This is a genomic window from Allobosea sp. NPDC055594, from assembly GCF_053618995.1.
In genome coordinates this window covers 40290-54334 of sequence record NZ_JBSHIO010000004.1, presented here as the reverse complement: position 1 = coordinate 54334, position 14045 = coordinate 40290, and the positions used below count along the sequence as shown (strand labels likewise).

The window sequence follows — 14045 nt, the reverse complement described above, 5'->3', positions numbered from 1 at the left end:
CGAGAACGGGAGGAGTTGTCATGCTGCGTCGGCGCAAAGTCTTAGTGGGCGCGCGGGAGCGCTCGCAAGTGCCCATTTCGTAGGCCTCGGTGGCGCGTCGGCGCAGCAGGTCAAGCTGCGCTATGCCCATCTGGGTTCGGAAGGCGGCATCCTGTACTGGTATGGCGACGAGACCGACTAGCCACGCCGGTATTCGACTAGCCGCGCGCTGGCGATGCTGGCATGCGCTTCGATTGCGGCGCCCGTCCGCAGGCGTTCGATCAGAAAGCCGCCGCAGGCCTGCGCCAGTTCCTGGATCGGCATGGCGATGGCGGTCAGTTCGCCCTGCCACCAGGAGAAGGCGGGTTCGTCGCCGAAGCCGACGATCGCGGGCCTGCGACCCTCGCGGCGGGCAATGGCTTGCAGCACCGCTCCCGTCAGCTGCACAGCGCCGGTGATGATCGCGCTCGGCGGCTCGGCCGCCGCGAGCACGGCGGCGGTGGCGGCGGCGCCGAACCCCGGATCGGCGGGCGGCCCGAGATGCTCGCTTCCCAAAGCCGGATCGAGCCCGACTTCCTCGAAGGCGCGGCGAAAGCCGGCGAGCCGGGCGGCGCCGGTCGAATAGTCGCCGGTCCCGCCGATATAGGCGATACGGCGATGACCGTGCGCGATGAGATGGGCCGTGCCGGCGCGCAGGCATCCCTTGTCGTCGATGCCGAACCAGGCCGGCGAGAGCCGGGGCACGCGCCGCAGCAATTGCACATGCGGGATGCGCGCCAGCATCGCGCAGGTCTCGGGCAGCGGGGCAGGGGTGGGAACGATGACGATGCCGGCCGCCCGCGCGCTTGCCAGCTGCCGGACATGGCGGCCTTCCGCCTCGGCGCTGTCGGCGATCGAGACGACGAGCTGGTAGCCGGCCGCATCGCAGCAGGCCGACAGGGCGTCGGCGATGGTGGCATAGAAGCTGTTGCGGATGTCCGGCAGCATCAGCCCGATCAGCCGGCTCGATCCGCCGCGCATCATCTGCGCTGGCAGGTTCTCGACATAGCCCAGGCGCTGCGCCGCTTCGCGCACCAAGAGCTTCATGCGCTGGCTGATGCGTGGATCATCGGCGAGCGCCCGGCCAACCGTCGAGACGGCGACGCCGAGACTCTCCGCCACCTGCCGGGCCGTCACCATGCCGGTCCCGCGCGCCGCCATGGCCTCAGGCCGCGGCTTCGGGTGCGATCTGGTGCAGCAGGGGCTCGCCGGCTTCGAGGCGCCGGCAGTTCTCCAGCGCCACGGCGAGGCTGCGCTCGAAGGTCTGCGGCGTCAGCCAGGCAACATGCGGCGTCGCGACCAGGGTCGGGCAGGCGGCGAGGGTGCCGGGCTCGGTCATCGGCTCGCGTGCGAACACGTCGAGCCCGGCGCCGGCGAGGTGGCCGCTCAGCAGCGCCTCGGCGAGGGCGGCCTGATCGACCAGCTCGCCGCGGGCGGTGTTGATCAGGATCGCGCCCTTCTTCAGCTGGGCGATGCGTGCCCGATCGAACATCTGTCTCGTCTCGGCGGTCAGCGGCAGATGCAGCGAGAGGATGTCGCTGGTCGCCAGCAATTCGTCGAATGGCAGAGGGGTGGCGATGGCGTCTGGTCTGGGGCTGCGGTTCCAGAAGCAGACTTCGGCGCCGAGCGCCTGCAAGGCCGGCGTCAGGCGCTGCGGCACGCCGCCATAGCCGACGAAGCCGATCCGGCTGCCACCGATCTCGCCGAGGCCGATTGCGTCCTCGACACCGATCTGCCAGCCGCGTCCGGCGCGGGTCGCCGCGTCGAAGGCCGCGACCCGGCGCAATGTCGCGAGCATCAGCGTCAGCGTGTGCTCGGCGACCGCGGCCGTATTGGTTCCCGGCATGTTGGCGACGGCGATGCCGGCCTTTTCCGCGGCGGCGCGGTCGATCGTGTTGACGCCGACGCCGATCTTCTGGATCAGCCGCAGTTTCGGCGCCATCGCGATCATCGCCGCCGTCACCGGCGTCAGGACATGCAGCAGCACCTCGCAATCGGCGATCTCGCGGGCGAAGCCGGCCTCGTCGCGCTGGTCGACGACCGCGATCCGCGGCGAGGCGATCGCAGCGAGCCGCGCGTGCAGGGCCGCGCCGGGCGAGAAGTGGAACAGCGCCTTCATCGACTCAGTTCCGGCCGTGAGCGAAGGGCAGGGCGTCCCAGCCGGCAAAGCGCGCCTCGCTGCCGAGTTCCTCCTCGATGCGCAGCATCTCGTTCCATTTCGCCATGCGCTCGGAGCGGGTGAAGGAGCCGACCTTGAACTGGCCGGCATCCCAGCCGACGGCAAGATGCGCGATGGTGACATCCTCGGTTTCGCCGGAACGGGCCGAGACGATGGTGCCGAAGCCGGCCGCCTTGCCGGCGTCGAGCGCCGCGCGGGTGCCGGTCACGGTGCCGGACTGGTTCGGCTTGATCAGCACGGCGTTCAGCGCCTTGCTCGCCGCCGCGGCTTCGACGCGAGCGGCATTGGTGACGAGGAAATCGTCGCCGATGATCTGGCAGCGCTCGCCGTAAAGGGCGGTGAAGGCCTTGAAGCCCTCGGCATCGTCCTCGGCCAGCGGATCCTCGATCGAGACGATCGGATAGCTCTCGAGCCAGCTTCCGAGCAGCGCGATCATCCCGGCGGAATCGAGCTCGCGCTGCTCCAGCGCCAGCTTGTAGGCGCCGTTGCGGCCGAATTCCGAGGCGGCGATGTCGAGCGAGATCGCGACCTCTGCGCCCGCCTTGAAGCCGGCGTTCTCGATGGCGCGCATCAGCGTGTCCAGCGCCTCCTCATTCGAGGCGAAGGCCGGCCAGAAGCCGCCCTCGTCGGCGACGCCCTGCAGCTTGCCGGCCTGTTTCATCAGCGCGCCGGCGGCGCGGTAGACCTCGGCCGTCCAGTCCAGCGCCTGCGCGAAGGAGTTCGCCGCCGGGCACATCACCATGAAGTCCTGCACATCGACGCGCCGCGCCGCATGGGCGCCGCCGCCGAAGATCTGGATCTCGGGCAGCGGGATGCGTACCGGCCGGCCGGCAGACAAATGGCGCCAGAGCGGCTGGCCACTCGCATTTGCCGCGGCGTGGAGCACTGCCATCGAGGTCGCGACCACGGCGTTGCCGCCGAGCCGGCCGAGATTCACCGAGCCGTCGAGCGCGATCAGGGCGGCGTCGATGCCGTCCTGATCGCCGGCATCCCGGCCGGTCAGGGCAGCGGCGATCTCGTCATTGACCGCGGCGACCGCGCCGGTGACGTCGAGCCCGCCAAAGGCCGCGCCGCCATCGCGCCGGTCGAGCGCCTCGCCGCTGCCGGTCGAGGCGCCGGCCGGGGCGATGGCCCGTCCCCGAACGCCACTCTTCAGCACAACATCGGCCTCGACGGTCGGTCGTCCCCTGGAATCCCAGACCCGGCGGCCACGGACGGCAGCGATCCTCGTATCGGTCATCGGGAAATCTCCTCGCTCCAGAGCTGGCGAATGGTCGAAAGGCGCGCCGCCGGCGTCGCGATCAGCGGGCGGGCGACGCGCCGGATACGGTCCTTGTCGGCGTCGGCGCTGATGTACTCGGCTGGTGATTTGCCATCGACACGGGCCAGGAACAGGGCGGGGAGCAGTCGCGCGACGCGCGCCTCGATCACCTCACGCGGTTCCCAGTCGACCCCCGCGAGATAGCTCTCGGCCAGAGCGTCGAAGCAGGCGAGGAAGCCGGCGCTTGTGCCTGGCGTCCATAGGCATTTCAGCAGGAGGTGATTGAGGCAGAAGGCGAGATCAAAAGCCGGCTCACCATACCAGGCGCATTCGGCATCGAGGATCACGGGGCCATGCGGGCCGACCAGGATGTTTTTCGGACTGACGTCGCCATGGACCAGCGCCACCTTGGCGGCGAGCGTCTCGGCGGCCAGGGCGAGCAGCGGCTCGGCTAGGTCGGTATGGACCCGCGCCGTCGCCTCCAGATAGGGCTCGATCCGGATCGAGTGGAAGGTTGCGTCATTGGCGAAGCGCCCGGCGATTTCTGCCGAGCCCTGCGTGCCCGCATGGATCGCCGCGATCACCGTTCCGAGCCTGGCCGCGAAGGCCGGGTCGGCGCGGCCGGCATGCAATTCCTGCTTCCAGACCGGATGGTCGGCGGGGTCGAGATAATTCATAGCGAAGATGCCGGCCTTAGCGTCGCTGGCGAGGATCTCGGGAACGGCGCCCGGAGCGATCCGGCCGGCTTCGCGCAGCCAGTCGACCTCGCTGGCATTGCGCGAGACCGGCGCCAGCCAGGTCTGGGCGACGCGCAACTGTGCCAGCGCCTTCTTGACGACGAAGACCCGCCCGTCGCTCTCGACCTTCCAGATGTCGGAGGCGACACCACCGGTGAGCGGTGTCATCCGCGCCTTTGCGACGTCTTCGACCAGTCCCGCATCGCTCAGGAAGCGGCTGATTTCTGCTGGAGCCTGCGCCAAGTCGAGCCTCGCTTGCTTGCAGTCAAGGGCGCCGCCTGACGCCGCATGTTCAATGCTAACGATAGCGCAAAGGCCTCATCGTCGATGCTCCTGTCAAGCGCCTGCCGGCTTTCGCCGCCTGGCGGCAACAGGTTTCGGCCGCGGATTGCGGCGCAATTGCGCGGGCTGGTTTGCGGATTGCCGGAGCAGGCGCCAGATTGGCGCCTCGGCAGTGGTGTTTCGCCGATTCGGCAGGGCGCAGCGAGATGTCGCTGCGCGCCGGGCGGATTTGCCTGGGGGCGCCCTGGCCGCGCCGCACGAGGCCCGCGGAACATGCAGACCGCAGGCCGGTTGGAGACGACAACCGTTCGAGAGGTGATGATGACACGCGCTATCCGATTTGCCGCCGCAGCGGCCCTGGTCACGCTGGTTGCGGGCTGCGTTTCGCAGTCGCGGCAGGTCGCTCCGCAGGTTTCTCCGCAAGCCAAGCGCATCGTCGCCGATGGTGCCGGCGGCTATGTCCTGCCTGACGGCACGCGCGTCGAGGTCGACCCTGCCGGCGGGTTCACCCTGCCCAACGGCGCCTATGTCCGGCGTGACGCCTCGGGTGCCTTGAATTTGCCTAACGGCGCGCGCTGCGTGCCGCAGGGCCGCAGCGGCTATCTCTGCCCCTGACGGCAGGAGATCCGCCTCCTCGATTGCCGTTTCGGCTTTTCGCCGGACGATCAAGGGCGCGACGCCGAACCATGTCGCGCCCGAAGCATGAAAATGCCAAAAATCAGTATTATTGATGTATAATTTGTCGATTGGGTTGGTTCGCCTTCTGCTTGCCGCTTCGAGCCGGGTTTTTCCGCGGGAAATTTGTGCCGGGGAGGCTAGACAGTGTCGTCTGCCGATCACATAGTCTCATTAGAAAAGATATAGTTTGAGACCCAGTTAGCGAGGCGTATGGCCTGCGATCGGGGAGCTATGGCGATGTCCGAGAATGTCAGTACCGGAACCGGTGAGGCCCGCACCCGGCGTGATGAAATCCTGGCGTTCATCATCCTTGCCGTCGTGATCTGGCCGCTCATCGCCGTCGGTATCGTCGGCGGCTATGGCTTTCTGATCTGGATGTCGCAACTGGTCCTTGGACCGCCCGGGCCTCCGGCGTGAGGTGCGGGTCATGGCTACGGGAACTCCGGATCTCGGCAGACGCGGCTTCCTGACGGGCCGCCTTGCCCCAGCGCGCGACGCTGTCCAACCACCTTGGACCCGCTTCGAGAAGCTCGTCGCCGCCTGCACCGGCTGCGGCGCCTGCGTCGATGCGTGTCCGCAGGCGATCGTCCGGATGGGGCCGGGGCGCTGGCCGCAGATCGATTTCAGCCGCAATGAATGCACCTTCTGTGGTAAATGCGCCGAAGCCTGCCCCGAGCCGGTGTTCGACCGTGCCTTGCCGGCCTTCCCGCATGTCGTGGCGATCGGCGAGGCCTGCTTCGCCGCGCGCGGCGTCGTCTGTCAGAGCTGCGGGGATGCCTGCCCGGAAGGCGCGATCCGTTTTCGTCCCCGGCTCGGCGGCCCGGCCTTGCCGGAGCTCGCGGCCGATCGCTGCACCAGTTGCGGCGCCTGCATCTCGACCTGCCCCGCGGACGCGATCGCCGTCGCCGTGCCGATAGCGGAGGTCGTCCATGTCTGATCGTGCTCAGCCCCGCCTCGTCCACATATCGAGCGCTGTCGTCTCGGCCTTCCCGGAACGCTGCGCCGAGGTCGTAGCCCGGATCGAAGCCATGCCCGACACCGAGGTACATCGGGTCGAGGGTGGCAAGATCGTGATCGTGATGGAAGGCGCGAGTACCGGCGAGATTGGTGGGCGCCTTACCGAGATCGCGCTTTTCGACGGCGTACTGTCAGCAAACATGGTCTTCGAACAGATCGAAGAACTCGACGACATCGGAGTGAACTCATGACCCTGTCCCGTCGCGAGATGCTGAAGGCGCAGGCGGCCGGCGTCGCCGCTCTCGCTGCCAATATGAGCGTTCCGGCCGAGGCGCAGCCGGTCACCGGCGGCGTCGACAGCCTCCAGATCAAATGGTCCAAGGCGCCCTGCCGCTTCTGCGGTACCGGCTGCGGCGTCATGGTCGGCGTCAAGGAAGGCAAGGTCATTGCCACCCATGGCGACATGAAGGCCGACGTCAATCGCGGCCTCAACTGCATCAAGGGCTATTTCCTCTCGAAGATCATGTATGGCAGCGACCGGCTGACCCAGCCGCTGCTGCGCAAGAAGAACGGCGTCTACGCCAAGGATGGCGAGTTCACCCCGGTTTCCTGGGAGGAGGCCTTCGACACCATGGCCGCCAAGGCCAAGGCGACGCTGAAGGCCAAGGGACCGACCGCGCTCGGCATGTTCGGCTCGGGCCAGTGGACGATCTTCGAGGGCTATGCCGCGACCAAGCTGATGCGGGCCGGCTTCCGCTCCAACAATCTCGACCCCAATGCGCGCCACTGCATGGCCTCGGCCGCCTACGCCTTCATGCGCACTTTCGGCATGGACGAGCCGATGGGCTGCTACGATGATTTCGAGCATGCCGACGCCTTCGTGCTCTGGGGCTCGAACATGGCGGAGATGCATCCGATCCTCTGGACCAGGGTGACGGATCGCCGGCTCGGCCAGCCGCATGTCAAGGTCGCGGTGCTCTCGACCTTCACCCATCGGAGCTCCGACCTCGCCGACATCCCGATCGTGTTCAAGCCGGGCACCGACCTGGCGATCCTGAACTACATCGCCAACCACATCATCTCGACCGGCCGGGTGAACAAGGAGTTCGTCGAGAAGCACACCACCTTCGTGAAGGGCGCGACCGAGATTGGCTATGGCCTGCGGCCGGACGATCCGCGCGAGGTCAAGGCCAGGAAGGCGGCCGATCCGGCCGCGACGACGCCGAGCGACTTCCAAGCCTATGCCGACTTCGTCAAGGACTACACGCTGGAGAAGGTCTCGGCGCTCACCGGCGTCGAGCCCGGCTTCCTGCAGCAGCTCGCCGAGCTCTATGCCGACCCCAAGCGCAAGGTCGTCTCGCTCTGGACCATGGGCTTCAACCAGCATGTGCGCGGCGTCTGGGCCAATCAGCTCGTCTATAACCTGCACTTGTTGACCGGCAAGATCTCCGAGCCCGGCAACAGTCCGTTCTCGCTGACCGGCCAGCCCTCGGCCTGTGGCACGGCGCGCGAGGTCGGCACCTTCGCCCACCGCCTGCCGGCGGACATGACGGTGACCAATCCCGAGCATCGCAAGCACACCGAGGAGATCTGGCGGGTTCCGCCCGGCATCATTCCGGAGAAGCCGGGCTACCACGCCGTCGAGCAGGACCGGATGCTCAAGGACGGCAAGCTGAATTTCTACTGGATCCAGGTCAACAACAACCTCCAGGCGGCGCCTAACAGCTCCGGCGAGACCTATCCAGGTTATCGCAATCCCGAGAACTTCATCGTCGTCTCCGACGCCTATCCGACCGTGACCGCGCTGGCGGCCGACCTGATCCTGCCGGCAGCGATGTGGGTCGAGAAGGAAGGCGCCTACGGCAATGCCGAGCGGCGCACCCATGTCTGGCACCAGCTCGTCAACGCTCCGGGCCAGGCTCGATCCGATCTCTGGCAGCTGATGGAGTTCTCCAAGCGCTTCACCACCGACGAGGTCTGGCCGCCGGAGATCCTCGACGCCAATCCGAACTATCGCGGCAAGACCCTGTTCGACGTGCTGTTCCGTAACGGCAATGTCGACAAGTTCGCGCTGTCCGAGACCAGCCCCGACTACGAGAACCAGGAATCCAAGGATTTCGGCTTCTACGTCCACAAGGGCCTGTTCGAGGAATACGCCACCTTCGGCCGTGGCCATGGCCACGATCTCGGGCCTTACGAACTCTATCACGAGGTTCGCGGCCTGCGTTGGCCGGTGGTCGACGGCAAGGAGACGCTCTGGCGCTATCGCGAGGGGCTCGACCCCTATGTGAAGCCGGGCAAGGGCTTCGAATTCTACGGCAACAAGGACGGCAAGGCCCGTATCATCACGGTGCCCTACGAGCCGCCGGCGGAATCGCCGGATGGCGAATACGATCTCTGGCTGGTCACCGGCCGTGTGCTCGAGCACTGGCATTCCGGCTCGATGACCATGCGCGTGCCCGAGCTCTACAAGGCTTTCCCCGGGGCCCGCTGCTTCATGCATCCCGAGGACGCCCGCAAGCGCGGGCTCAACCAGGGCGCCGAGATCAGGCTGATCTCGCGGCGCGGCGAGATGCGCACCCGCGTCGAGACGCGCGGGCGCAACCGCATGCCGCCCGGCGTCGTCTTCGTGCCCTGGTTCGACGCCAGCCAGCTGATCAACAAGACGACGCTGGACGCCACCGATCCCATCTCCAAGCAGACGGATTTCAAGAAATGCGCGGTCAAGATCGTTCCGGTCACCGCCTGATGCGCGCGCGGACCGTCCTCGGGGCCGCGCTGGCGGCCTGCATCGTCCTGGTCTTCGGGGCAGCCTTCTCGCAGGAGGGGGCGCCGGTGAAGATCGTCCCGCGGCTGACCGGAACGGCCCAGCCCATGGAGCTGGACAAGGTTCCGGCGCTGGGGCGCCCGGTCGTCGACGACGTCAGGCGGATGCGGAACTATCCGGAGCAGCCGCCGGTGATTCCGCACGCGATCGACGGCTATCAGCTGACGCTCAACACCAATCGCTGCATGGATTGCCATAAGCGCGAGTTCACCGAGGGCTCCGGCGCCCCGATGATCAGCGTCACGCATTTCCAGGACCGCGATGGACAGGTGCTCTCCGACGTGACGCCGCGGCGCTATTTCTGTACCGCCTGCCATGTCCAGCAGACCGATGTGCCGCCTTTGGTCCAGAATACCTTCCAGGACGCCAAAGACATTGGCCGCAAGCGATAACGGGGCGGCATGATGGCAAAGCTCAAGGCTCTGTTTCTCTGGTGCTGGAACCGGGTGCTCTGGTTCTGGCGCATCATCAGCCGGCCCAGCGCCTATCTCAGCCTCGGCTTCCTGACGGTAGGCGGCTTCATCTGCGGGGTGCTGTTCTGGGGCGGCTTCAACACCGCGCTCGAGGTCACCAATACCGAGAAGTTCTGCATCTCCTGTCACGAGATGCGCGACAACGTCTATCAGGAGCTGACCCAGACGGTGCACTTCTCCAACCGCTCGGGCGTGCGCGCCAGCTGCCCGGACTGCCATGTCCCGCATAACTGGACCGATAAGATCGCCCGCAAGATGCAGGCCTCGAAGGAGGTCTGGGGTAAGATCTTCGGTACCATCTCGACGCGCGAGAAGTTCCTGGGCATGCGCCTCGAGCTCGCCAAGCACGAATGGTCGCGCCTCAAGGCCAACGACTCCCTGGAATGCCGCAACTGCCATTCCTCGGTGGCGATGGACTTCACCAAGCAGACACGCCGCGCGGCCGAGATTCATGGCCGCTTCCTGACCACGGGCGAAAAGACCTGCATCGACTGCCACAAGGGCATCGCACATCTGCTTCCCGATATGACCGGCATCGAGCCCGGCTGGAAGGACAAGCCGGAGCTTCAGGGCAAGACCACGAGCTCCTATCATGGACCCGAGCGCGAGATGCGGGCCTATCTCGCAGATCTGCCCTCAAAGTAAGGGCGGCGCACTTTCAGCCATGTCGGCCTGAACGCGCAGAGGGCCCCGGTATGTGCCGGGGCCCTCTTCCTTTATTTCAGCGCTGAGCCAGCGATCAGTTCTTGGGCTGCTGGGCCTTCTTGCGTTCCAGAGCCTCGGCCTCGCGCTTGGCCTCGGCCTCGTAGCTGCGCTTGTTGAACGGCGTGCCGGACTTCTCGGCGACCTCGCGCACCACGCCCCATTTCTCCTTGTAGGTGATCGGGACGTAGCGATCCTCGCCGTTGAACTCCTTCTTCTCCTCGTCGGTGAACTTGTAGCTGAAGAAGCATTCGCGGATCTTCGCCGCCAGTTCCGGCTTCAGGTCGTGGGCGTGGACATAACCATTCGTCGGGAAGACCTCGCTGGTGTAGAGCACGCGGAAATCATCGCGCTTGATCGTGCCGCGCGCCACCATCCGCTCGAAGACGTCGTCGGCGACTGCCGCCATATCGTAGTCGCCATGGTTGACGCCGAGGATCGACTTGTCGTGCCCGCCCGACATCAGCGGCTTGTAGTCATTGTCCGGGGTCAGGCCGAGCGGCGGGAACAGTACGCGTGGCGCGAGATTGCCCGAATTCGAGGAGGGCGAGGTATGCGCGACCTTCTTGCCCTTGAGATCCGCCATCGACTTGTAGGGGCTGCTCGCCTTGACCAGCGCGACCAGCTTGTAGCCGCGCGGCCCGGCTTCCGAGCCGCCGGCGGCGAAGGGCACCGCGCCCGCCATGTTGACGGCGAAGGCGGTCGGACCGGTCGAGAAGCCGGCGACATGCAGCCGGCCTGAGCGCATGGCCTCGATCTGCGAGGTGTTCGACTGGACCGAGAAATACACCACCTTGCGGCCGATGCAGGTGTTGAGATGCGTCACGAACGGCTTGAGCAGGTTGGCATAGATCGCGGGATCCTCGACCGGCGTATAGGCGAAGACCAGGGTCGAAGGGTCCTTCTGCTTGGCAGGGTCGGTCGGGGTGTCGGCGACGAGATCATTGTTGGCGTCGCAATACTGGTCGTCGAGCTGTCCACGGTTGGGACAGGCGTCCTGGGCCTGGGCGCCGAACGAGGTCAAGGCGATGGCGGCGACGGAGCCGAGAATGGCGGCTCTGGCTGGATTGGCGAATTTCATCTTGAACCTCCCGAGACAATGCGGCGCGACCATTCTGCCGCCGCGGCTTCTGGCCGGGTTCTTTGCCGGCGTCAGAATCAGAATTCCCGGACAAATGTCTCTCGGTCAATACTTATGTGCCGAATTATTGCGGTCCGCCCTGTCCAGGCCGCTTTATCGGGCTCGCGTCGACGCTCTGCCGTTTGTCGACGGCCACGAAGCGCCTGGACGGGCCTTCTGTCCGGGCCGCGGGCGGTGAACGCCTCCGGCTAGTGGCCGGTTTCGGTGATCTCGAGGGCGGATCGCAAGGCGCCTGGTTCAAAAGAAGGATGCTACCTGCGAATTCCTGGTGGAAAAGGAGCACGTCGTGCCGCATCGTAGCGCCACCGGCATCGCCGCGAAGGATTTCTTGGCGAGATCCACTCAGGCATCGCAGTGCTGGCCGGGGCCGCCACAGCGGTCTTTCAGGAGAGCAATGTCAGGGGGCGGGGGGGCGCGGTGAAACAATCGAGACTGGATGGCGTGCCGCTGCCGGCCGACAATGATCGCCAGCCGCCGCTCGCCGAGGCTTCGCTGCACCTCGCGCTGAAGCTGCGGTTGACCTCCGTGGTACTGGGCTGCTCGACCAGCAAGGAGCTCTGCGCCCGCTTCGCCGCGAGCAACCGGGCGACATTGTTCGTGCCGCAGAACGCCTATAAATGGCTCAGTGGCAAGGCGATGCCGCGCGCCTCCAGCGTCTATGAGGATTGGGCGCGTGTGCTCGGCGGCATGCTGGCCGCGCCATTTCTCGCCTCATCCTCTTTCGACGAGTTTCAGGACGCGCTCAGCGCCCATTTCGCGGTTCCGGAAACCGTGCTCACGGAACTGCGGGCCGAGGCCGGGTTGCCAGCCGCGCCGGTACAGGCCGCCGGCGCGGCGCCCTCGGCCCGGCGAAGCGGGCAGCAGCCCGGCGGGCATTGGCTGGAGGGCGCCTATCTCGCGATCTCGCCGGCCTGGTCACGTGTTCAGGCCGGCCGGCTGATCGTCGGTCAGGTGACGGTTCACGCCGATTCAATGCGGCAACTGCAGATCAATTACAGCGAGAACCTGTTCAACCGCCAGGTTCTGATGAGCGGGCAATTGCTCAGCGATGGCCGCGCCGCACAGAGCGCACTGACCTGCTCCTACACACATCGGCTGTTCTTTCTGGCCCTGAACGTGCCGACCCCGCCGGCCAATCTCATCGGCGGTGTTCTCAGCGGCGCGGCCGTGCACGATCCCGATGCCCGCGCCACCGCCTCCCGCATTCTTCTGCTGCGGGCGCCGGCGAGCCGGGCCGCGGATCTGGTCGCGCGTACCGGCTACATCGCCGCCGAGGGAGGGCAGGTCGAAAACGAACTGGCGATACTTGGCTATCGTGACGACGCCGAAAGGGCGGTGCTCGGGAGCGGCATCGTCGACTTTCTCGGCAGTTCCTCTTCCGCCAGCCTCTGCGAGGCGAGCCACAAGGACCTCGGGCCCCTTGAGCTGATGCTCGACAGGCTCGCTCCGGACGAGGCTCTGCAGACGCTGCCGTCCTGGCATTGAGGGCGCGCGCGATGCACCGGGTTGCCCGGCCGTCCTGGCCTTTCAGGCGATGCCGGTTGCCGATGCGATAGGTCGCTGGCAAGGCCGCCGGCCGACAAACGCGCCGGCGCTGCCTCACTGTCCCCATTCGACGACGCTGAGGTCGAGCGGCAGCGCGTTCCGGATCGCGAGCGGCGGGACGAGCGGTGTCAGGCTGACCGGCGAACCCGTCTCGGCGGCCCGGTCGAAATCAGCGGTGCCGGCGCGATCGATCGCCTTCACCGTGAAGGCGTCGAAGACATAGGGTAGGCCGTCGGCGAGCAGCGGAGACGGTCCGTCCATGACATGCAGGTGCAGATGCGGCTCCGAGCTGTTGCCGGTGTTGCCGACCTCGCCGATCACATCGCCACGCCGGACCCTGTCGCCGGTTCTGACCCGGACGCTGCCCGGCTTCATATGGGCGTAGAGCACGAAGGCGCCGCCGATGTCGAGCACGGCAAAATTCCCGTCGGCCTCGCTGATCGGCAGCCCGTCGGGCAGCGCTCCGGGAACCTGGTCGGGAAGATCGTTCCGCGTATCGACGATGGTGCCGTCGGCCACCGCCAGAATGGGCTCACCATAGATGTGATAATTGCCAACCTGCTTCCGGTCGCCCTTGACCAGGCGTCCGTCGGCGCCGAGCTTCTCCCAGTCGATGGCGAAGCGCTGCGCCAGGCGAAAGCCGCCATTGAGCGGCAGCAGGGCGCGAACATGCCGTGTCGAGTCGCAGCAGCCATCCCCGGCGATATAGCCGTCGCCGCGCAGCGGCGGTCCGAGGACTGGCGGTGCCGAACTGGCCAGGGCGACCGGGCCGAACTGCATCGTGGCATCGGCCTTGAACTGGTCGAACCATGCCTCGACCTCGTGCCGCAGGCGCTGTGGAACCGTGCGTCCGACCGGCAGCGCGACATGCAGGAAGCCGATGCCGTATTGGTAGCCGCCGAGCTCCGCCGACTCGTTGCCCCGCCGGCCCGCCGGAGAGAAACGCCGCGCGATCTCCGTGCCGTCAAGGACCGCGAGCGGCTCCTTGTCGTCATCGCCGAAAATGCCGATCCGCTTCAGCTGCACCCGCTCGGCCGTTACATTCGAGAGCTGCAGCTCGTAGACTAGGTGCTGGAGACCATCCGAGCCGAGCACGGGCCTCGGCGGGAACAGGACCTCGCCGACCAGCGCCGTCGGCTTTACTGCGGCAGGGGCTGCCGGTGTCTCGGCGCGCGGTGCGTGCCCCAGCGGCGAGCCGAGCGCGAAGCCAACGGTCAGGGCGAGCAGCGTTCTCATTAACCCGCT

The 14045-nt window shown here is 66.7% G+C and carries 14 protein-coding genes; 8 read left to right on the top strand and 6 right to left on the bottom strand.

Going from position 1 to position 14045, the window contains the following annotated elements:
- Positions 1–177: 177 nt before the first annotated feature.
- Genes ACWGRX_RS09800 through ACWGRX_RS09785 form a run of 4 tightly spaced genes read right to left on the bottom strand, consistent with a single transcriptional unit; the run spans position 178 to position 4363 of the window.
- Positions 178–1179, bottom strand: a complete 1002-nt coding sequence (locus tag ACWGRX_RS09800; protein WP_452117397.1) for a LacI family DNA-binding transcriptional regulator — start codon at positions 1177–1179, stop codon at positions 178–180.
- Between the two features lie 4 nt (positions 1180–1183).
- The gene (locus tag ACWGRX_RS09795) at positions 1184–2137 is read right to left on the bottom strand and encodes an NAD(P)-dependent oxidoreductase (protein WP_452117396.1); all 954 of its coding nucleotides are present in this window, start codon (positions 2135–2137) and stop codon (positions 1184–1186) included.
- Positions 2138–2141: 4 nt separating this feature from the next.
- On the bottom strand, positions 2142–3437 hold the full coding sequence (gene eno, locus ACWGRX_RS09790; protein ID WP_452117395.1) for a phosphopyruvate hydratase: 1296 nt from the start codon (positions 3435–3437) through the stop codon (positions 2142–2144).
- Positions 3434–4363 carry a phosphotransferase gene (locus ACWGRX_RS09785; protein WP_452117394.1) on the bottom strand — a complete coding sequence of 310 codons (930 nt, stop codon included), beginning with the start codon at positions 4361–4363 and terminating at the stop codon, positions 3434–3436. The genes eno and ACWGRX_RS09785 overlap by 4 nt, the downstream gene beginning before the upstream one ends.
- A gap of 435 nt (positions 4364–4798) precedes the next feature.
- On the opposite strand from ACWGRX_RS09785, the gene ACWGRX_RS09780 reads away from it, so the two are divergent.
- The 7 genes from ACWGRX_RS09780 to ACWGRX_RS09750 all read left to right on the top strand — a co-directional run bounded on the left by ACWGRX_RS09780 (position 4799) and on the right by ACWGRX_RS09750 (position 10057).
- Positions 4799–5092, top strand: a complete 294-nt coding sequence (locus ACWGRX_RS09780; RefSeq protein ID WP_291646063.1) for a hypothetical protein — start codon at positions 4799–4801, stop codon at positions 5090–5092.
- 300 nt (positions 5093–5392) lie between these two features.
- Entirely contained in the window at positions 5393–5572 is a 180-nt protein-coding gene (gene napE / locus ACWGRX_RS09775) for a periplasmic nitrate reductase, NapE protein (protein WP_291639715.1), read from the top strand.
- A gap of 10 nt (positions 5573–5582) precedes the next feature.
- Positions 5583–6092: a ferredoxin-type protein NapF gene (gene napF, locus ACWGRX_RS09770; RefSeq protein WP_452117393.1), complete on the top strand. Its 510-nt coding sequence runs from the start codon at positions 5583–5585 to the stop codon at positions 6090–6092.
- A complete protein-coding gene (locus tag ACWGRX_RS09765; RefSeq protein WP_365878383.1) occupies positions 6085–6363 on the top strand; it encodes a chaperone NapD in 279 nt (92 codons plus the stop codon). The genes napF and ACWGRX_RS09765 overlap by 8 nt, the downstream gene beginning before the upstream one ends.
- Positions 6360–8861, top strand: coding sequence for a periplasmic nitrate reductase subunit alpha (napA, locus tag ACWGRX_RS09760; RefSeq protein WP_452117392.1), 2502 nt, complete (start codon positions 6360–6362; stop codon positions 8859–8861). Before ACWGRX_RS09765 ends, napA begins: the two co-directional genes overlap by 4 nt.
- Positions 8828–9331, top strand: coding sequence for a nitrate reductase cytochrome c-type subunit (locus ACWGRX_RS09755; RefSeq protein WP_452117391.1), 504 nt, complete (start codon positions 8828–8830; stop codon positions 9329–9331). The genes napA and ACWGRX_RS09755 overlap by 34 nt, the downstream gene beginning before the upstream one ends.
- Before the next feature lie 12 nt (positions 9332–9343).
- Positions 9344–10057, top strand: a complete 714-nt coding sequence (locus tag ACWGRX_RS09750; RefSeq protein ID WP_452117390.1) for a cytochrome c3 family protein — start codon at positions 9344–9346, stop codon at positions 10055–10057.
- A 94-nt stretch (positions 10058–10151) separates the two neighbouring features.
- Here ACWGRX_RS09750 and phnD read toward each other — a convergent pair whose 3' ends face one another.
- Complete coding sequence (gene phnD, locus ACWGRX_RS09745) at positions 10152–11195, bottom strand: phosphate/phosphite/phosphonate ABC transporter substrate-binding protein (protein WP_291639710.1); 1044 nt, start codon at positions 11193–11195, stop codon at positions 10152–10154.
- 477 nt (positions 11196–11672) lie between these two features.
- Between phnD and ACWGRX_RS09740 the strand changes: the two genes are divergently transcribed.
- A complete protein-coding gene (locus ACWGRX_RS09740; protein WP_452117389.1) occupies positions 11673–12740 on the top strand; it encodes a hypothetical protein in 1068 nt (355 codons plus the stop codon).
- Positions 12741–12854: 114 nt separating this feature from the next.
- Here ACWGRX_RS09740 and ACWGRX_RS09735 read toward each other — a convergent pair whose 3' ends face one another.
- On the bottom strand, positions 12855–14036 hold the full coding sequence (locus ACWGRX_RS09735; RefSeq protein ID WP_452117388.1) for a M23 family metallopeptidase: 1182 nt from the start codon (positions 14034–14036) through the stop codon (positions 12855–12857).
- Positions 14037–14045: the final 9 nt, after the last annotated feature.

Bases quoted from the DNA above. Each gene is read 5' to 3' on its own strand.
- napE (WP_291639715.1), top strand. From the start codon at position 5,393: ATGTCCGAGAATGTCAGTACCGGAACCGGTGAGGCCCGCACCCGGCGT.
- napA (WP_452117392.1), top strand. From the start codon at position 6,360: ATGACCCTGTCCCGTCGCGAGATGCTGAAGGCGCAGGCGGCCGGCGTC.
- ACWGRX_RS09750 (WP_452117390.1), top strand. From the start codon at position 9,344: ATGGCAAAGCTCAAGGCTCTGTTTCTCTGGTGCTGGAACCGGGTGCTC.
- ACWGRX_RS09755 (WP_452117391.1), top strand. From the start codon at position 8,828: ATGCGCGGTCAAGATCGTTCCGGTCACCGCCTGATGCGCGCGCGGACC.
- phnD (WP_291639710.1), bottom strand. From the start codon at position 11,195: ATGAAATTCGCCAATCCAGCCAGAGCCGCCATTCTCGGCTCCGTCGCC.
- ACWGRX_RS09765 (WP_365878383.1), top strand. From the start codon at position 6,085: ATGTCTGATCGTGCTCAGCCCCGCCTCGTCCACATATCGAGCGCTGTC.
- ACWGRX_RS09785 (WP_452117394.1), bottom strand. From the start codon at position 4,363: ATGACACCGCTCACCGGTGGTGTCGCCTCCGACATCTGGAAGGTCGAG.
- ACWGRX_RS09795 (WP_452117396.1), bottom strand. From the start codon at position 2,137: ATGAAGGCGCTGTTCCACTTCTCGCCCGGCGCGGCCCTGCACGCGCGG.
- ACWGRX_RS09735 (WP_452117388.1), bottom strand. From the start codon at position 14,036: ATGAGAACGCTGCTCGCCCTGACCGTTGGCTTCGCGCTCGGCTCGCCG.
- eno (WP_452117395.1), bottom strand. From the start codon at position 3,437: ATGACCGATACGAGGATCGCTGCCGTCCGTGGCCGCCGGGTCTGGGAT.
- ACWGRX_RS09800 (WP_452117397.1), bottom strand. From the start codon at position 1,179: ATGGCGGCGCGCGGGACCGGCATGGTGACGGCCCGGCAGGTGGCGGAG.
- ACWGRX_RS09780 (WP_291646063.1), top strand. From the start codon at position 4,799: ATGACACGCGCTATCCGATTTGCCGCCGCAGCGGCCCTGGTCACGCTG.
- napF (WP_452117393.1), top strand. From the start codon at position 5,583: ATGGCTACGGGAACTCCGGATCTCGGCAGACGCGGCTTCCTGACGGGC.